This window comes from Paenibacillus vietnamensis (assembly GCF_020169515.1).
Lineage (GTDB): Bacteria > Bacillota > Bacilli > Paenibacillales > Paenibacillaceae > Pristimantibacillus > Pristimantibacillus vietnamensis.
In genome coordinates this window covers 240,355-259,957 of the sequence record NZ_JAHMHW010000005.1, presented here as the reverse complement: position 1 = coordinate 259,957, position 19,603 = coordinate 240,355, and the positions used below count along the sequence as shown (strand labels likewise).

Below are 19,603 nucleotides of genomic sequence, written 5' to 3'. Positions count from 1 at the left end.
GTTATCGTTGTATTTGGCTCGCCGCCAGCTTGCGCTCCTGCCACTTTCTTCGGAAGACCGGAAGCAGCGCCTTGCCGGAGGCCGACGCTTCCTCCAGATTGGGATAACCGGACAGAATGAAGGAAGTAACGCCCAGCTCCGTATACTCGAGCAGCCGGTCCGCCACTTGCTCGGGGGTTCCGACGAACGCCATCGCGCCTCCTCCTCTGACCTGCGCCAGCCCCGCCCAAAAATTCGGCCCGATGACGTAATCGTTGGCCTCCGCCAGCTTACGCAGCTCGTTTTGCCGCTGCTGGCCCGCCGACAGGTTATAGAACAGCTGCCCCTCCAGCCCCTGCTTCAGCATGGGATCGATCCGGCTTACGATATGCCTTGCCGCAGCCCAGGCTTCCTCCTCCGTGTCGCGGATGACGACCTGCGCGCGCAAGCCGTATCTGATCGTACGGTCGATCCCCTGCAGCGCCCGCAGCTCCTTGCGGTGATGCTCGACCTCCTCGATCTGCTCCTTGATCCAGTCGAGCGGCTCCGCCCACATCAGATACACGTCGGCAATTTCCGCCGCGGTTCGTTTGGCTGCCGGGGAGCTGCCGCCAAAGTAAAACGGCGGATGCGGCCTCTGCACGGGCGGCGGATAGCTGACGCCGCCTTCCAGCTGAAAATATTTGCCCTCGTGGTCGAAGCGCTCGATATGCCCCAGGGCGTCATGCGCCGCCAGCAGCCGTTCTCCCTGCGCCGCCGCCGAGTTCAGCCATAATTGCTTGACAATCTTGATATATTCCAGCGTCCGTTCATAGCGGGCCTCCTTGTCAAAGGCCAGCGGATCCCCCATCGCCTTCATGTCCGCCGCCGAGCTGCCGGTCACGATATTGATCAGCGCCCGGCCTCCGGTCACCTCGTCAAGGGTTGCTCCCATCCTCGCGGCCAGCGCCGGCGCGATCAAGCCCGGCCTCATCGCCACAAGGGGCTTAAACGTCTTCGTGTGGGCCGCCAGCGTAGCTCCGACCAGCCAGGCATCCGAGCAATTGCCTCCCGTCGGAATGAGGGCGAACGTATAACCCGCTTCCTCGACTGCGTGGGCGACCTTGATATTGTAGGCGATGTCCACCACCCGCTCCGACTTCACCCCTACATACGGTCCGTCTCCCCTTGTCGGCATGTACCAGCCGAATTCAGGCTCTATTTCGTAATTGTGACTCATGCCGAATCCCCCGTTCACCCGATTTGTATGACCTCCAGGCCTGTACCCGCCGCTTACTTCAGCTCGAAGCCGCGACCCAGCAAAAAGTCGTGCATATGGCCGCGAAGCCGATCCTTGTTGAACCTTTTGAGCATTTCCTTCGACCATTTCGTTTCCTGCTCCCCGCCTTTTCCGCCGCCTGTGCGGGTTGCATAATAATGCCGTGTAATTTCGTCGTAAGCCTCGATCTCCTTCACAAGGTTTTCCTGCCTGTATACCTCACGGTGATAGACCGCCGCCAGCGGCAGGCGCGGCCGGATGTCCGGCTCCTGATTGGGTACGCCGAGGCACATGCCGAACACCGGATAGACAAGCGGCGGAAGCTCCAGCAGATCGGTCGCTGCCTGCGGATTATTGCGGATGCCTCCGATATACACCGTTCCGTAGCCAAGCGATTCGGCGGCAACGGTCGCATTTTGGGCGGCCAATGCGGCATCAATCGTGGCGAGCAGGAACAGCTCCACGTTCTGCTTCAGCTCAATATCCTCGTGCAGGCGCACTGCCGTTCTAATTTTGTTCAAATCCGCCAGCCAGACGAGAAATACCGGACTTTCCACAATTTGCTGCTGGTTGCCCGCCAGCTCGGCGAATTTCCGCTTGCGCTCCGGATCGGTAACCGCCACGACACTGTATGCCTGGATGTTCGAGGAGGTCGGTGCGGCCTGCGCCGCCAGCAGGATTTCCGTCAAGTGCTCCTCAGAAATCGCCGTGTCCTTATATTTGCGTATGGAACGGTGTTTTTTTAACAAGTCAATCGTTTCGCTCATCTCGTTTTCCCCCTGTTCCTTGGCATAAAAAAAACCGGAGACACGCGTTGCAAGTGTCTCCGGTTGACCGGTAGCCGATTAATTCCGATTAATCCAAGGAATTTAATATGAAAAATGTCATTCAAAATTTATCATGGAATACGAAAGTTGTCAACACGCTTCATGAACCGATTTTCATTGCAATTCAAAGTTTACCGAGTATAATTCTTGGTATATTTGAATGAACCGTTATTCGGGAGGGATTTATATGACTGATTTGATTATTATCGGAGCCGGCCCCTACGGCATTTCGCTTGCCGCTCATGCGCGGGCAATCGGCCTTTCTTACGTTTTGCTGGGCGAGCCGATGCATTTCTGGAAGGAACAGATGCCGCAAAATATGTTTATCCGGACCAACCCGCGTTATATCAGCTTGTCCGACTATGCCGGCGTGCTGACGATTGAACGCTATAGCGAGGAGACGGGTACTCCGCTCGTGTCACCCTTTCCCCGCCCGGACTTCGTTGACTACGCCTTCTGGTTCGCACGTCATGCCGGTGTCGTCTTTACTCCTGAGCTCGCTGCCAGTGTCGACTATTCCTCCTCGGGCTTCACGGTAACGACAAACGCCGGAAAACAGCTCGCATCCCGCCATGTCGTCGTCGCAACGGGTCTTCAGCATTTCAGCTATATTCCCGATGTCTTGTCCGGCTTGCCTCCTTCCCTTGTCACGCACACGTTCGGCCAAACCGGCTTCGAACGTTTCCATGGGCAAAGCGTCGCCGTCATCGGCAGCGGGCAAAGCGCATGGGAAGCCGCGGCGCTCCTGCATATGGCGGGAAGCCGGGCCGAGCTGCTGTTCCGGCGGGAAGCGGTGCAATATGCCGGTGAAGATAATACGGCGTCCGGTCTCAAGCTGATTGAATCGGCGGAGCAGTTTTACCGGCTTCCGCCGGAGCAGAAGCAGGAGCGGTGGAACACCCCGCGCCAAGGCAGCGTCGCTTTATTTTTGAAGCCTTATGTCGAAGGCAAGGTGAAGGCTACCGGCCATGCACGCATTGAAAAGGCCGAAGCGGCGGAGGGCGGCAAGGCGCTTCTTACGCTGTCGGGCGGCGAAACGCGGGTCTTCGATCATGTCATCGCGGCTACCGGCTATCGGATCGATCTGGATCTGGTCCCTTTCCTTCCCCGCTATTTGCTCGCTACGATCGAACGCGAGAGGGGCGGCTTCAGCCGGTTTCCTCTGCTCAGCGAGCATTTCGAAAGCAGCGTTCCCGGGCTGTTTTTCGCTGGCCCTTTGGCCAGCCACACTCATGGCCCGGCATTCGGCTTCGTCGCCGGTCTCCGGCAAGCCTGCCGCTCCATTATTTCTTGCTTGGTTACCGCATAGAGTTACTCCTTCATGCAGCAAAACAAAGGGAGAGGCAATTGCCCTCCCTTTGCTGCGTTCTAATTAGATTTGTCCACCTTTATCCTGCTTGCGTTTATTCAGCCAGGTCCTCCCCTGCGGCATGCGTGACGGCTGCTGTAGAAAGTGCAGCAGAAACCTGACATGAATAAGGCTTTGCCGTGCCGGACTGTACTTCTGCAGCAGAATCGTCCGCATACAGCTCGATACAGCCATGCAGACACGAATCTGCTGCATTAGATGCAGCAGAACGACGTGCCGCTCCCATTCATCCCCTCTCTGCTGCACAAAATGCAGCAGAGCAGCTCACGGAGACATAAGTGTGTATGCTGTCCTCCCCGGTTCGTGTTGCCCAGTTCGGTGCAGTCCAGTCAGCACGATCAAGTTAGCACAACCAAGTTAATCTAGCCAGTTTCCTGCTTAAGGGGTTCCCAGCGTCGTTCTAAGCGTCTCGACGTCCTTGTTAATCGCGTCGGTCGCCTTGCGGATCGCGGAATTGACGTCGAGCCCTTTGACGGCCATATCCTCGGCGGCTTCGGTCAGCCTCGTCGTAATTTCGAGCTCGTACGGATGAATATAGTGCTCCTGAAGCGGCTCGCCGATAAACACGTTTTGCACCGATTTGCCCTGCAGCACCGGAATGTCGAGGCCATACTCCTTCTCCAGCTCCGGATTAATAATAGCCGGCACGCGGCCGTTGCGGGCCAAAATGCGCTGACCGTCGTCCGACAAAATTTCGGCGATAACCTGGAACGCCTCATCCTTATGCTTGCTTTGGCTGTTCACGGACAACGAGTGAATTTGCGCCTCTCTCGTCTTGCCGAGCTGGTCCTCAAAGTTAGGGGCCGGCGCGATATCCCAGTTAAACTCCACGCCCTGCTGGCGCAGCTCCTCGAGAGGTCCGACCATGTTAGCCAGCCAGGTGACGCGCATAGCAATGTTCTGATCCTTCATGAACTGGTCGCGTCCCCAGTTCCAGGTTCCGTCCGGTGTGACGTAGCCTGGAATTTCGAAAATCCGTTTGTTCAGCTCGAATATACGGCGCCATTCTTCCGTATCCAGAGCAGCGTTGCCCGTTTCCCGGTCAAGGTACGGCAAGCCTAGCCCTCTCGCAAGCCCTGTCAGGTTGTCTACGGATAAACCGATATAGTTGACGCCGTTTTCGGTACGGGTCAGCTTCGCTGCAATATCCAGCACTTCATCCCATGTCAGCTGCTTATCCGTCGGATACTCCACGCCGAATTTATCGAAAATATCCTTGTTGTAATAAAGCACGTGCTGGTTCGCGTTGAATGGTATTGCATAAATCTGGTCGCCCTTGCCCTTCGTCATATCCTTGATGTAATCGTACAAAATCGGCTTGATGCGGCTTTCGTCAAAATGGTGGCGCTTGATCAGCTCCCGCAAATCCTCGTACGCGCCGGTACGGATAATTTTCTGGTGCGAGGAGGAAGAGGAATAAATGATGTCTGGTACATGCGTAGACAGCACCTCTTCATTCGTCGTCGTTGCTGCAGGCGTAATCCGCTCAATCGTTACGTTAGGGTATTTCTTCTTGATCGGATCGGCAATCAGCGTCTGAAATTCAACGTCCGGGAATGTGCCGCTCGTGTTAAAAAACGTCAGCGTAAGCGGCTCGTCGCCAAGTTTTTTGAAATTTGCTTCTTCTGCAGCCGGAGATTCGGCGTTCGTCGAATCGGGAGTGCTGCCTGTAGAGCTTCCGCCCCCATTTCCCCCGCCATTTCCGCTGCTTGCGCATGCCGTCAAAAGAGCCAGCAGTAATAAAAACGTAACGCCTAGTGTGAGCTTTTTCATGATCGTAATCTCTCCCCTGATTAGTTGTGCATGTATGTGGTCTTACAATACAGCCTTCGTTTGGCGAAGTGCGTTCTCCGGTCTGGCGAGACCAAGGTTTTCCCTTAGCGTCCTGCCTTCGTACGAGGTCCGGAACAATCCCCTGTTCTGCAGCTCGGGAATGACCTTATCCACAAAAATTTCGAGCCCGCTCGGATAAATTTGCGGCATGACGTTAAAGCCGTCCGCAGCGCCGTTCAAAAACCAGGTCTCGATAACATCCGCGAGCTGTAGCGGCGTACCCGTGAAGGTAAAATGCCCCCTTGCCCCGGCCAGCCGGTTCACCAGCTGCTTCAGCGTCAGGCTCTCGTTCCGGATCAGGTCGAGGATGAGCTGGTGGCGGCTTTTGTGTCCGTTCACCTCGTCCGTTTCCTTGACTCCTTCCAGCGATAGAGTCTCGTCAAGCGGATGCCCCGACAGGTCGATGCCAAGCCGCTCGGACAGCCTTCTGATGGCCCCATCCTTGTTAACGAATTCGAACAGCTGATTTTCGAGCTCCTTCGCTTCTTCAATCGTATCTGCGAGGATCGGGCTGATGCCCGGCAATATTTTCAGCTGGCCGGCTTCTCTCCCGTACTTTGGCAGTCTGGACTTGACGTCCTTGTAGAACGCTTGGGCGCTCTCGATGCTTTGATGAGCCGTAAAAATAAGCTCCGCCGTTTTCGCCGCAAACTCCTTACCGCTCTCTGACGAGCCGGCCTGCACCAGCACCGGATAACCCTGCGGCGGCCTTGCAATGTTAAGCGGCCCCTTCACAGAGTAATATTTGCCTTTGTAATCGATCGTGTGCACCTTGTCCTGATCGATATGGAGTCCTGCAGCTTTGTCGTTCACGACCGCATCATCCTCCCAACTGTCCCAAAGCTGCTTGGCGACCTCCGTGAACTCGTCCGCCTCCTCGTAGCGGAGCGCATGCTCGGGATGCCTCTCCCTGCCGAAGTTATGGGACGCGTCGCCCGCTCCGGTTACGATGTTCCAGCCCGCCCGGCCCTTGCTGATATGGTCGAGCGAAGCGAATTTGCGGGCGACGTGGAACGGCTCGTTGTAGGTTGTGCCAACCGTCGCGATCAGGCCGATATGCTTCGTCCGGCTCGCCAGCGCGGAAAGCTCCGTGAACGGCTCCAGCTTGTTCGAGCGCCCGGAATAACCGTCGGCCAGAAACACGGAATCCATCAGCCCGCGTTCCGCCGTCTGCACGATTTGCAGCACATGGTTAAACTCCAGATTTCTCTCCGGCGCGGCTTCAGGCAGCCGCCACGACGCCTCGTGGTGACCGGTTCCGTACAGAAATGCGTTAAGGTGAAGCTGACGCCTTTTATTGCTCATTTGTTATCCCCTCCCAATTTGATCTGCCAGAAATGAAAAAGAAAAAAGCCGGAGCTGCCCATAGGCAATCTCCGGCTTTCCGGTCGATATCCAAGTAATGTTATAGGATTATACGTATTACTTCTGTGAATGAATTTATCACTTTTCGATTGTTTTTGTCAATGATGTTTTTTACACTCCTGATGAATTTCGCTCTCCCTACTGTCCCAGAGTCGTTTTCAGCGTTTCGACATCCTTGTTGATCGCTTCCGTTGCCTTGCGGATCGCCGAGTTGACGTCGAGGCCGTTCACCGCCATATCCTCGGCCGCCTCGGTCAGCCTTTTGCTGATTTCCGCTTCATACGGGTGAACGTAATGATCCTGAAGAGGCTCCCCGATAAACACATTTTGCACATTTTTGCCCTGTAAAACCGGAATATCCGCACCGTAATCCTTATTCAGCTCCGGATTGATGATCGCCGGGACGCGGCCGTTTTTGGCAATAATTCGCTGGCCCTCATCGGATAAGATTTCGGCAAGCACCTGAAACGCCTCGTCCTTGTGAGCGCTTTGACTGTTAATCGCAATCGCGTGTATTTGGGCTTCCCTTGTTTTGCCAAGCTGGTCTTCGAAGTTCGGAGCTGGCGCGATGTCCCAGTTAAACTCGACGCCTTGCTGCCTTAATTCCTCAAGAGGCCCTACCATATTCGCAAGAAACGATACCCGCATGGCAATGTTCTGATCCTTCATGAAATGGTCCCGGTTCCAGTTCCAATTTCCTTCCGGAGTCACATAACCATGCGTTTCGAATATTTTCTTCTGGAGCTCGAATACGCGCCGCCATTCCGGCGTATCGATCGCGGCCTGCCCGGACTCCCGGTCCACGTACGGCAAGCCGAACGACTTGGCCAAGCCGGTCAGATTATCGACCGCAAGGCCGATGTAGTGCACGCCGTTTTCCGTACGCGTCAGCTTCGCGCCAAGCTCAACCGCTTCCTCCCAGGTCAGCTGCTTCTCCGTCGGGTAAGGAACGCCAAACCGGTCGAATATTTCTTTGTTGTAGTACATAATGTGCTGATTCACGTTGAAAGGAAGCGCAAAAATTTCCTCTCCCTTCCCTTTAGTAAAATCCTTGATTTGCTCGATGGCGACCGGCTTAAGCCGGTTCAGATCGAAGTTATGCTTCTCGATCAGTCCGCGCAGATCCTGGTAAGCGCCCGTCCTGTATACGTTCTGGCGCACCGCTCCGAACAAAATATCCGGAACGTGGGTGGATAACACTTCCTCCACCGTTGTTGTGGCGGCCGGCGTAATGCGCTCAATGGTCACATTCGGATATTTGGCATGTATCGGGCCTGCAATCATCGCTTCGAACTCAACATCCGTAAAGGTAGCGCTTGTTACGTAGAAGCTAAGCGTAAGCGGCTCATCGCCCAGCTTTTTGAAATCGCCCGCAGGAGCGCCTCTTGAGGCAGATGCATCGGGTTTTCCGTTATCCGCAGGCTCCGAGGTGCCGGGAGCCTGATTACCACCGCCGCAAGCTGCGGCAAAAACAAACAACATCACAATATGGATTAATGCCAGCTTCCTAATCATCCTATCCATCTCCGTTTCTTTGACTTTCTCACTCAAATAGCCGGAGCTGCCTATTGGCAATCTCCGGCTATCGGGTCGATTTTTCATCCGAGCAACGTTATGACAGAACGAACCTTTTTTCTCCTTGACTCCAATCCTCTATTTCTATTTCTATTTTTTCGCTAGCCCAGCTGATCTGCGGCCACAAATACCGCATTCGCCGGTCTTGCCAGGCCGAGATTTTCCCTCAGGGTGGCTCCTTCATATTCAGTCCGGAACAAGCCGCGGTTCTGCAGCTCCGGAATGACCTTATCCACGAAAATATCCAGCCCGCCGGGATAAATTTGCGGCATGACATTAAAGCCGTCCGCAGCCCCGTTCAGGAACCACAGCTCGATCGCATCGGCCAGCTGAAGCGGAGTACCGGTAAAGGTAAAATGCCCCCTTGCTCCGGCCAAACGGTTAATTAGCTGCTTCAGTGTTAAATTTTCGTCGCGAACAAGGTCCAGTATGAGCTGATGGCGGCTTTTGTTGCCGTTAACCTCCTCCGTTTCGCGGACTCCGGCAAGCGACAACGGCTTATCGAGCGGTTGCTCCGACAGGTCGATGCCAAGCCGCTCGGACAACCGTCTGACAGCCCCGTCTTTATCAACCAGCTCAAACAGCTGCTCTTCGAGCTCTCCGGCTTCTTTCAACGTATCCGCCAGAATCGGGCTAATGCCCGGCAATATTTTCAGCTGATCGGCCGTTCTCCCGTATTTCGGGAGCCTGGACTTCACATCTGTGTAAAAGGCCTGTGCGCTTCCAATGCTTTGGTGGGCGGTAAAAATAACCTCAGCCGTTTTCGCCGCAAACTCCTTGCCGCTTTCGGACGAGCCGGCCTGCACCAGCACCGGATAACCTTGAGGCGGACGCGCGATGTTCAGCGGCCCCTTCACCGAATAATATTTTCCTTTGTAATCGATCGGCCGAACCTTGTTCTTTATAATTCGGGTGCCGGAGGCTTTGTCGTTAATGACCGCGTCATCCTCCCAGCTGTCCCACAGCTGCTTCACGACGTCGACGAATTCCTCCGCTTCCTCATAGCGAAGAGAATGCTCGGGATGCTCCTCCCTGCCGAAGTTGTGCGCGGCCGAGCCGGCCCCCGTCACAATGTTCCAGCCGGCACGGCCCTTGCTGATATGGTCGAGCGAAGCGAATTTCCGGGCGACGTGGAAAGGCTCGTTGTAGGTCGTTCCGACCGTTGCAATTAATCCGATATGCTTCGTCAGGCTCGCCAGGGCCGACAGCTCCGTGAACGGCTCAAGCTTATTGGAGCGGCCCACATAACCGTCCGCGAGGAAGACGGAATCCAGCAAGCCGCGTTCCGCCGTTTGCACAATTTGCAGCAAATGGTTAAAATCCAGGTTGCGTTCGGGCGCCGCTTCCGGAAGCCGCCAGGAAGCTTCATGATGGCCGGTCCCGAACAAAAAGGCGTTAAGGTGAAGCCTGCGTTGCTTAGAGCTCATTTCACAATCCCCTCCAGCTTTCGATTAATATTGCCCCAAAGTCGTTCTCAGCGTTTCGACGTCCTTGTTAATCGCCTCCGTTGCTTTGCGGATCGCCGAGTTAACGTCGAGACCCTTCACCGCCAAATCTTCTGCCGCCTCGGTCAGCCTTTTGCTGATCTCGGGTTCGTACGGATGCTGGTAATGCTCCTGGATCGGCTCCCCGATAAACACGTTCTGGACGGTTTTCCCTTGCAGCACCGGAATGTCGGCTCCATACTCCTTCTCCAGCTCCGGATTGATAACAGACGGAACGCGGCCGTTTCTCGCAATGATACGCTGGCCTTCATCCGACAAGATTTCCGCGAGCACCTGGAACGCTTCATCCTTATGCTTGCTTTGGCTGTTGATGGAAATGGAGTGGATTTGGGCTTCCCTCGTTTTCCCAAGCTGGTCGCTGAAGTTAGGTACCGGCGCGATATCCCAGTTGAACTCGACGCCCTGCTGGCGAAGCTCCTCCAGCGGGCCTACCATGTTGGCCAGCCAGGCGGCGCGCATGGCGATGTTCTGGTCCTTCATGAAGTTGTCGCGATTCCAATTCCAGGTGCCGTCCGGAGCGACATAACCCGGAATTTCGTAAATTTCCTTCAGCTGCTCGAACACTCTCCGCCATTCCGGCGTATCGATAGCGGCATCTCCGGTCTCGCGGTTCAAATAAGGCAGCCCGAGCGACTTGGACAAGCCTGTTAAATTATCGACGACCAGCCCGATGTAATTGACGCCGTTTTCCGTCCGGGTCAGCTGCTTGCCGAGCTCGACGGCTTCATCCCAGCTCATCTGCTTCTCCGTAGGGTATGGGACGCCAAACTTATCGAATATATCCTTGTTGTAATACAAAACGTGCTGGTTGACGTTGAACGGCAGCGCATAAATTTGATCGCCTTTTCCTTTCGTTATTTCTTTGATGTAGTTGTAAGCGATCGGCTTGAGCCGGCTTTCGTCAAAGTTGTGCCTCTTGATCAGCTCTCGCAAATCCTCGAACGCCCCCGTCCGGACAAGACGCTGCGACACGCTGCTGAACAGGATGTCGGGCACGTGTGTGGACAGAACCTCTTCCGGCGTCGTCGTTGCGGCCGGCGTAATGCGCTCGATCGTAACATTCGGATATTTTGCGTGAATCGGACCTGCGATCATCGTTTCAAATTCAACGTCCGTAAAAGTAGCTCCGTTGCTGTAAAAGGTCAGCGTGAGCGGCTCGTCGCCGAGCTTCTTGAATTCTCCCGCCGGAGCGTCCGCATCCTTCGCCGGTGCTTCCGTGGAGTTGTTAGCGGCTTTGTCCGTCTCTGCGGGTGCCCCGTTTCCGCCTCCGCAGGCGGTGGCAAATAAAGTTAACAGGATGATGGCTGAAGCTAGACGTTTCTTTCTCATCGTATCCCCCTCGTTTCTTCTTTCTTTGCACAAAATTTGTTGCTCGGCCGGAAGCTTCCGGTGAGGCTGCAAAATAACTGGAATTCCTACAGCAAATCCCGATGATTCGCCTTGCACTCAAAAAATAGCTGGATTTTCTACATCTAATTTATGGAAAACAGCTGGTTGAGGAAAAAACGATCGAATTAGACACATTAAATCCATCCATTTCCAGAATCATGCGATTTTCGCATTAAATAAAAGCATTGAATCCAGTTAAAACAGCAGCGATGCCTCTTACTCAGGTTAAGATGCTCGAAGAGCAGCTCTTTCTCCGCAAAGTTAGTGAATACTCTGTGTGCAGCTCTTTCTCCGCAGTTCGGCGGATGCTCTAAGGGCAACTCTCTCTCTCCATACTTTAAATGTTCTGCAAATGCCGCGTATTCGCACGGCGCTTGAGTCCGAGGCTATCGCGAAGCGTCGTTCCTTCATACTCGGTCCGGAATAACCCGCGGTTCTGCAATTCGGGAATGACCTTGTCCACGAACGTTTCCAGCCCGGTCGGAAACAGCTGCGGCAGCACGTTGAAGCCGTCCGAGGCATGGTTTTTGACCCACTTCTCGATCAGGTCGGCCGTTTGGAGCACCGAGCCGGTAAAGGTGATATGCCCGTGGCCTCCGTTGCTGCGGTACAGCAGCTGACGGATCGTGAAGCTTTCGCGGCGGGCGGCGTCGATAATAACCTCCTGCCGGCTTCGTATCCCGTTAAACTCCTCAGCTGGCTTCGCTTTGTCGAGCGGCACCGGGTCATCCAGGTCATAATCGTTCAAATCCACCGTAAACCGCTCCGACAGGCTGCTGAGCGCTTTTTTCGTATCCACCAGCGAATGCAGCTCCTCCTCGATATCGCGCGCCTCCGCTTCCGTATCGGCGACGATCGGGGCAAGCCCCGGCAGAATTACGAGCTCGTCGGCGGTTCTGCCGTATTTGGCCAGGCGCCCTTTGACGTCGGCGTAAAACTCCTGGCCCGCAGCGAACGTCTGCTGCGCCGTGAAGATCACTTCGGCCGTCTTGGCTGCGAGCTCCTTGCCCTGCTCGGAAGAGCCTGCTTGCACCAGTACAGGATAGCCCTGCGGCGGACGCGGAATGTTAAGCGGTCCTTTGACCGAATAGGTATGGCCCTGAAAGTTGATTTCGTGAACCTTGCCCGGAGCGACCAGCCTGCCGCCTTTCTTGTCGTATATGAGCGCGTCATCCTCCCAGCTGTCCCACAGCTGCTTCACCACTTCCACGAACTCCTCGCCCGTCTCGTAGCGCTCCGCATGCTCGGGATGCTCCTCCCTGCTGAAGTTGTGAGCCGCGGAGCCCGCTCCCGTCACAATATTCCAGCCGGCTCTGCCGCCGCTGATATGGTCCAGCGAAGCAAACTGCCGCGCGACGTGAAAAGGATCGTTGTACACGGTCCCTACGGTCGCGATCAATCCGATATGTTTGGTCACGGATGCAAGCGCCGACAGCAGCGTGAACGGCTCCAGCTTGCTGCCTCCGCCGGCATAACCGTCCGCCAAAAACACGGAATCCAGCTTGCCCCGCTCCGCGATTTGCGCCAGCTTTGCCAAATATTCAATATCCAGCTCCAGCTCCGGATGGGAATCGGCATGCCTCCAGGCTCCTGCATGATGCCCGGTAGCCCGCAAAAATACATTTAAATGTACCTTTCGATTTGTTTCGCTCATCATTAAAGCACCTCTTTTTTCAAGTTAAGTGGGAATAAAAAACAGCCGGAGCTGCCCTAAGGCAATCTCCGGCTGTCCGGTCGGTAATATCCAAGTAAATTCATAAGTTTTATGAGGATTACTTGAATATGAATTTAGCACTCTCTTACATTTTTGTCAACGGTATAAATGTTTCACCTCGTTCGCCAAATTGCTGCACTAACTGCATCAGAAACACGTGTTACTCTCTCACTCCACCATTCACCAGCATTAACTGCATCAGAACCGGATCTCGCCGCTATCTCCCCATTCCGCTGTACAAAACACATCAGAAACCTTACATGGTGACCGTCAAGCTGGAGCTGGATGCACATTTGCAGCAGAATAGGCCCCAGACGATCGAAATCAGCCCCCGTAGCACAAATCTGCTGCATGAACTGCATCAGAAACACATGTTACTCTCTCACTCCGCCATTCACCAGCATTAACTGCATCAGAACCGGATCTCACCGCTATATCCCCATTCTGCTGCACTAACTCAGCGGAACTGCAGAACTCCCGCCGTGCTACTCCACCAAGCCCGTACGCTCCACGCCCTCGATGAACCAGCGCTGGGCAAACAAATAGACGACCAGCAGAGGCATAATGATGAGGAAAGATGCCGCCATCTTAATCGCCTCCGCATAGACGGTAATTTCGCCCGCCCCTGCGGCTTGCGCCATCTCCCCAGCCATCCTGGCCAGCGTAATGGACAGCGGCACGTTCTCGGCCGTGAACATGAACAGAGACGGGAAATAGAAGTCGTTCCAGTTCCATACGAACGAGAAAAGAACGACGACGACCGTCGCCGACCGGGCAATCGGGAACATCACGCGGAAAAACATCCGGAAAGGCCCTGCGCCGTCCATTCTGGCCGCCTCGTCAAGCTCCTTCGGCAGCGTCGAATAAAAGGAGCGGTAAATAATGACGAATAGCGCACCCTTCAGCCCATGGCCGAACAAAGCCGGCACGACCATCGGCAGAAACGTATTAAGCCAGCCGAACTCCTTGAACAGCATGATCGACGGCAAAATCGTCACCTGCGGCGGCATGATGAAGGTAAAGAGCAGCAGCGCCCCCCACAGCTTTTTGAACGGAAAATCAAGCCTCGCAAACGCGTAGCCCGCAATCGCGCAGGAGAACACCTGCAGAACGGCCACCGAGGACGCGAGACCGATGCTGATCAGGAGACTTTTCCCGTAATTCAGCATATGGGCCGCCTCCTGCAGATGACCGAGATAAATCGTCTTCGGCACCCAGATGACCGACGGGTCGAGAATGTTTCTGGCATCCTTGACCATCGTCGTGACCATATACAAAATCGGCTTAATATAAATAAACGCAACGTTAATCAAAATAATATAAACCAGCGTTTTAAACAGCAGCCCTTTGTCGATCTCGGCGCCCAGCACGCGGTACCGGAGCAGCTCCAGGCCTCCCCGGAGCTTCGGATCCTCCTGAAGCCTTGCGGCCAGATCATTACCTCTTTCGACTATTTTCACCGGAACCCCACCTTCCCCTTATTTTACCGTCTGCCGGAAATCGCTTTGTCCACTCTGCTATACAGCCACAAGGTCAGCAGGACAAACGAAAGAATAATCGAAAAATAAATCCAGGCCAGCGCGCTGGAGCTTCCGTAATTCGTCGTATTGACCCGGCTGACGATCGGATTGGACGGAAAGGTGAACAGGTCGACGACCGTATACATCAGGTTCAGGAAAATATACGGAACGAGTCCCGGCAGCGTAATTTTCCAGAACGTATTCCACGGACCCGAGCCGTCGATGCGCGACGCTTCATAGACCGCCGCGGGAAGCGTCTGCCTGCCCGCGAGAAAGATCAATATCTGCACCCCGGAGTACCAGAGGACAAGGACGAAGGAGCCCATGACCTTCTGAATGGGCCCCGCCCAGGCTCCCGGTACGTATTCCTGCAAATAATAGTCGATCCGCAGCGTCTCCATAATGCTGAGCGAGCCTTCGCCCTGCGCGATAAACTCCTGGACGATTTGTCCGGAGGAAAAAATGACGGGCAGGAAAAAAATGACCCGGAACAGCGTTCTCCCCGGAAACCGCAGATTGAGCAAAATCGCGACCAAAAGTGAAAATACCAGGATGATCGGAATCATCATGGCCGATTCCCTGAGAAACGGAAGCAGCTCTTCGTAGAGCAAGCTCCCGTTGGCGACGAGTATTTCCCGGTAATGCTGAAAGCCGATAAACGTGTAGTTGACCGTATTGACCGTAATTTTCACCTGATGAAAGCTCATGTACAGCGAATAACCGAGCGGAAACGCGACAAAGGTCAAAAATCCGAACACCCATGGCGCGATGAACAAGGAGCCTTCAATCTTCCTTAGCGTGTTTGCCTCCAGTCTGCGGTTCCATTTCATCCCGCCGTTCCCCCTTTTATGACCGCGAAGTCTTTTGCAGGAACGGTTACGCCGTCCTTGCTGTAAAGCTCCTCATTATAATTGACGATAATCCGGTAATCGCTGCCGTACACCGTTTCCTTGACGCCCGGCGCAAGCGTGCGGTGAGCGGTAATGAAGCGGTCCTGCACGGCGGAGAGCGCCTCGTTCGTGCGCCCGTATTCCTCCGCGATCCGGTCGGTCCAATCCTTGTAATTCAAGCTGTAATACCATACCGAATAGGCCCGCTTCAAGTCGTCCGGCCGGTCTCCGCTGAGCACGTAGGCCGGATAGGCGCCGTATTCGATGCTTCTGAGAAACTCGTCGTCCCCTTCGTCGCGGAGGTTGGACCATTCCAGCGTATAGGTACGGAGCCCGTGAAGCACGATTTGCGCAAACGGAATCTCTTCGGTCACGAACACGTCGTAGGAATAATCCCCGGTGAGCCTGTGAACGTGGTCGATCGGGCCAAGCGCGTAAAAGTTCGCATTATTTGCGATGACGGATCCGAGCTCCTCCTTCGATTGCCGCAGCAAGCTGCTCTGAATGGCCACGACATCCTCCCGGTTCGCCTTGTAGCGCGAATTAAAGTCGGTATTGACCTGCTGCCCGATTCCATCCTCGAAATAGATGCCGTCGGCGCCAAGCGACTTGAATTCATCCAGATCGGCCATTACCGTTTTCGCATAAAATTTCGGGCTGACGAATACGCTCGCGTCCTGATCGGGATTTTTCACATCCTCCAGCACGGTGCCCGCCAGATTGCGGAGACCGTCCCTTCTCCACCAGAAGCCGTCGTCCCCGTTTGTGTTAAACGTGTAATTCGCCGTCAAGTAGACGGGAACGCCGAGCGAATGCGCGAACGAAATAAACCGCTTCATGCCGCTGTTTCCGCCAAGCCGTTTATCAACCGGGAAATAACCGCCGTGCGTGCTGTAGCCGTCCTGCTGCCAGCCCGAGTAATGGACCTGCAGATTGCGGATGCCGAGCCCGTAAATATCCTTGACAAGCGAGGAGGCTTCCTCTGTTGTCGTTGCCTTCAAATAAGAATCGAAGAACAGGCCTTTCTCGATATCCGCCCCGACGATATCCAGGAATAACGGCACATCCTCCTTAGTTTTCCCTGTCGGCTGAACCCCCTGCTCGGAAATCAGGTAATTGCGGTATACCTCCGCCATTCCGGCGTAATCGCTTTTGTCCGGGGCAAGGGGATAATACCTCGTTGCCCTTCCTTCCGCCAAAAACTTATCTCCGCTATAGGTGTAGAAGCCTTCGCCCGTGCTTTTGCTGACGCTCTGGAAAAACCGCTTGCGGTACTGCCATTCCGTCGTTACCCAGTTGGAGCTGCCTACCGCGCCCGACGGAGCGGCGTAAACATTGGCGAATTCCTCCCCTTCCGCGATGAGCGCAACAAATGCCTGATCGCCGGATTTCAGCCCGTATACGGGCATTGCGATCCGCTGTCTTCCCGTATTTTCGTTGTAGTAGGACAAATCCTGCCCATACACGCTTTCATTATAGGTCAGCTGCTGCATGATCCGGTCCTTCTGGAAACGGATCAGCGATCCGGAGCCGTCAGGCAGCAAAATGTAGCCCTCCTGCCCGGCCGACGGCTCGGCCCCGAATAACGGATACAGCTTCACGTTCAATAAGCTCAATTCACCTTCGACGATGCCTGAGTCCACTACCCTCGTCTCGACATAATCCGGATGAATCGACACTTCTACCGGAATTTTGAACTGCGACTTCGGAAACGCAAACGTGACGGTAAACCCGCTGCCGGTCGTTTGAAACTGCTCCAGGTAACCCTGATTTTCGATCAGTCCGGCTGTCACCGAGGACGATTTGTAGTTTTTGGCGTTGACATACTCGAGCAGAATAGGAGACGTCAGATGGTTTTTCCACGTTCCCGTCGCCGTCTCGTCCGCCCAGTGCTCCGGATTCGGATAGGAGCGCCATACGCTGCCGGTCGCCTTATCGACGACCTGAAAATGCGCGGTAGCCCGGTCGGCCAGCAGCAGGAACGCTTCGTTCTCCGCGACGGTCTCGAAGCGGCTCTCATCCGGCAGCCCCGCTTTGTACGGTGCCGCCCCATTTGCGGAGAATAACGCCGCGGCATTCACCGCTTCCGTCTCCGGCTTGCTCCAAGGGCTCCAAATCTGCAAAGCGATCCATCCCAGGAGGACTAGCAAAATGGCCGTTACCGTTGTTTTTAGAATAAAAGAATAGCTGATGCTGCGGCCGGTCATCGGATGATCACCTCCTGGTACAAGGAATTAAAGAAATTGACCAGCTCATTGCTTAGGCTGATAAAAATAAAAATCAAGATGACGATCATCGTCAGCACAAGCAAGGATAGCAGAATAATAAACAGCGCCTCGATAAAGGTATAATTGTGAATCCCCTGCACCATCCAAATGAACAGCAGCCCGATCCAAATGTAGATCGCCAGCTTCAGGAAGCTGAATATAGCCAGCTCGTTCAGCGTCAGCGCATTCGACAGCAGTGTTACCGGTATTCCAATGAGAATAATCGGAAATAAGGCATAAGAGCTGCTGAAGAAGACGTCGCGGAACCGTCCTTCGCCTCTCAGCAGCGAGCTGACCAGGTAATTCGATACGACCCAGCCGAGCCATATGCCGACAAATTGAACCGTAACCGGCAGCAAATCGACTCCGACATGGACTGCCGGATTAAATACGAAGCTCGTGCCGGACTGCATGTAGCCGAATGCCGCAATGGCCAGGACGAGCAGAATCAGGCTGCTTACGACGCCCGCCTTGCCCTCGTATCTGATCGCATAGAAGCCGTCGACCGGATGCTTGATCAAATAAAACACATGCTTCAGCCGTCCCGGCAGCGAATGCCGGGGACGGAAGCGGAAGCCCCAGCCCTTCTTCGGGAGCAGCTTGCCGGACAGCCTGCTCCATAGGAGATAGACGATGCCGACCGCCAGCACGATATTCATGAGCAGGCCGAAATGGCTCTGGAACCATTTCAGGCGGTTTTGCCAGAACGATTCGGAATAGCCGCCGACAACACCCGCCTTATAGAACAGCTCCTCCGCCCGCTTGTAATCCTCCTTTTTGTATGCCGCCTTGGCCAGGCCGATCAAAGCCGGCGTATAGTTGGCGTTCAAGCGGTACACCTCTTCCCAGAGCGGCTCGCTTTCCTCGTAGCGCCCCTCCTGGGTCAGCGCGTTGGCTTCATGTACCAGCGCTCCGAATCGGGAAGGCCGAAGCACTTGAATCAGATTGTTTGTGCCGTCGAGCACCAGCAGCTCGCCTTTGGAATTGCCCGCAATGGCCGCAGGCGTTTTGACGACGCCCGTTTTCGATGTGGCCGTAATGTCGTCCCCGCCCCAGAAAAACAATAAATTGCCGTTTAGATCATATTGGCTGATCATATTCCAGATCGAGTCGACGACCGTCATATTGCCCGAGGCATCGACGGTAATATCGCTTAGCTGCGGGTTTACTCCGCGCTGCCAGTGATGGATCGTCTCCCCGTAGGTGCGCTCGTCCTGCAGCGCGGCAAAGTCGCCTTTTCCGTCCAGCTGGTCAAGACCCGCGATATTCAACTTCTTGATCTGGCCGGACGCGATTTCCTTCGTCACCGTATAGATGAAGCCATCCTTATCAATCGTCGAATTCGCAATCGCTCCCGGCAGCTTTTTGAGCTCCCGCTGGTACATCTCCCTCGTATAGACGAACCGTTTGAAGGCGTCGAACAAAGTGAAGGCAACCCGGTTAGGCCCGAAGAAGCCGATGAAGCTGCCCTCCGGATCGAGCTGAACGAGACCCTGATAAGCCCCGAGCGTCGTGATGTAAAGGAAGCCGCGTTTATCGACGACCAGATTGACCGGATCGTATTTGAACGATTCCGGCAAGTAGCCGGATTCCGGGCGGCCGAATTCCTTCAGCAGCTTTCCCTCCGCATTCAGGCGGACTACCCGGTTATTGCCCGTATCCGCGATATAAATGTCTCCCTGCTTGTCGACGAATACGCCGCTCGGCTTGTTCAGCGGGCTTTCGCTTACCGAAATTTCACGGACATACTGCCCGTTCTCGTCAAGCTGCACGATCCGGTTATTGCCCGTATCGGCAATGTAGACGTTGTCCTTCCCGTCGACGAACAAATCCTTCGGCTGGTTCAGCAGCACCTTCGCCGGCCCCTCGGACTTCTCCGGGGAAGCCGCTCCTTCCTCCGCCGGGATTTCCACGTTGTATCCGATAATCCCCGCGGGAATATAGGCGGCCTGCGTCTTCACGAGCTGGCCGAACCCGTCTTTGTAATACGTATCGTAAGGCAGCTGCGAGGCGAAAGCCTGCAAGCTCGGCCACGCGGCGTAAATCGCAGCCATGATGGCTATCGTTAACGGAACAATCCGCAGCCTCCTGTTCTTCAAGCGGTTTCCCCCC

13 protein-coding genes are annotated in these 19,603 nt (G+C 54.9%); 1 reads left to right on the top strand and 12 read right to left on the bottom strand.

The window, feature by feature from the left end:
• Position 1: 1 nt before the first annotated feature.
• Positions 2–1,198: an LLM class flavin-dependent oxidoreductase gene (locus KP806_RS13540; protein ID WP_224724222.1), complete on the bottom strand. Its 1,197-nt coding sequence runs from the start codon at positions 1,196–1,198 to the stop codon at positions 2–4.
• 53 nt (positions 1,199–1,251) lie between these two features.
• Complete coding sequence (nfsA, locus tag KP806_RS13535; RefSeq protein ID WP_224724221.1) at positions 1,252–2,004, bottom strand: oxygen-insensitive NADPH nitroreductase; 753 nt, start codon at positions 2,002–2,004, stop codon at positions 1,252–1,254.
• 247 nt (positions 2,005–2,251) lie between these two features.
• Here nfsA and KP806_RS13530 point away from each other — a divergent pair, with 247 nt between their 5' ends.
• Positions 2,252–3,373: an NAD(P)-binding domain-containing protein gene (locus KP806_RS13530; RefSeq protein ID WP_224724220.1), complete on the top strand. Its 1,122-nt coding sequence runs from the start codon at positions 2,252–2,254 to the stop codon at positions 3,371–3,373.
• A gap of 438 nt (positions 3,374–3,811) precedes the next feature.
• On the opposite strand, the gene KP806_RS13525 is transcribed toward KP806_RS13530, so the two are convergent.
• The 10 genes from KP806_RS13525 to KP806_RS13480 form a co-directional block, all read right to left on the bottom strand.
• Positions 3,812–5,206, bottom strand: a complete 1,395-nt coding sequence (locus KP806_RS13525; protein WP_224724219.1) for an ABC transporter substrate-binding protein — start codon at positions 5,204–5,206, stop codon at positions 3,812–3,814.
• Between the two features lie 42 nt (positions 5,207–5,248).
• A complete protein-coding gene (locus KP806_RS13520; protein ID WP_224724218.1) occupies positions 5,249–6,571 on the bottom strand; it encodes an LLM class flavin-dependent oxidoreductase in 1,323 nt (440 codons plus the stop codon).
• Positions 6,572–6,769: 198 nt separating this feature from the next.
• Positions 6,770–8,146 carry an ABC transporter substrate-binding protein gene (locus tag KP806_RS13515; RefSeq protein ID WP_224724217.1) on the bottom strand — a complete coding sequence of 459 codons (1,377 nt, stop codon included), beginning with the start codon at positions 8,144–8,146 and terminating at the stop codon, positions 6,770–6,772.
• A gap of 161 nt (positions 8,147–8,307) precedes the next feature.
• Positions 8,308–9,633, bottom strand: a complete 1,326-nt coding sequence (locus KP806_RS13510) for an LLM class flavin-dependent oxidoreductase (RefSeq protein ID WP_224724216.1) — start codon at positions 9,631–9,633, stop codon at positions 8,308–8,310.
• 24 nt (positions 9,634–9,657) lie between these two features.
• Entirely contained in the window at positions 9,658–11,040 is a 1,383-nt protein-coding gene (locus tag KP806_RS13505; protein WP_224724215.1) for an ABC transporter substrate-binding protein, read from the bottom strand.
• Between the two features lie 397 nt (positions 11,041–11,437).
• Positions 11,438–12,754, bottom strand: coding sequence for an LLM class flavin-dependent oxidoreductase (locus tag KP806_RS13500; protein WP_224724214.1), 1,317 nt, complete (start codon positions 12,752–12,754; stop codon positions 11,438–11,440).
• 545 nt (positions 12,755–13,299) lie between these two features.
• On the bottom strand, positions 13,300–14,274 hold the full coding sequence (locus KP806_RS13495; RefSeq protein ID WP_318153621.1) for a carbohydrate ABC transporter permease: 975 nt from the start codon (positions 14,272–14,274) through the stop codon (positions 13,300–13,302).
• 23 nt (positions 14,275–14,297) lie between these two features.
• Positions 14,298–15,164, bottom strand: coding sequence for a carbohydrate ABC transporter permease (locus KP806_RS13490; RefSeq protein ID WP_224724213.1), 867 nt, complete (start codon positions 15,162–15,164; stop codon positions 14,298–14,300).
• On the bottom strand, positions 15,161–17,431 hold the full coding sequence (locus KP806_RS13485; RefSeq protein ID WP_224724212.1) for a DUF5696 domain-containing protein: 2,271 nt from the start codon (positions 17,429–17,431) through the stop codon (positions 15,161–15,163). The genes KP806_RS13490 and KP806_RS13485 overlap by 4 nt, the downstream gene beginning before the upstream one ends.
• A complete protein-coding gene (locus tag KP806_RS13480; protein WP_224724211.1) occupies positions 17,428–19,590 on the bottom strand; it encodes a YIP1 family protein in 2,163 nt (720 codons plus the stop codon). Before KP806_RS13480 ends, KP806_RS13485 begins: the two co-directional genes overlap by 4 nt.
• Between the last annotated feature and the right edge of the window lie 13 nt (positions 19,591–19,603).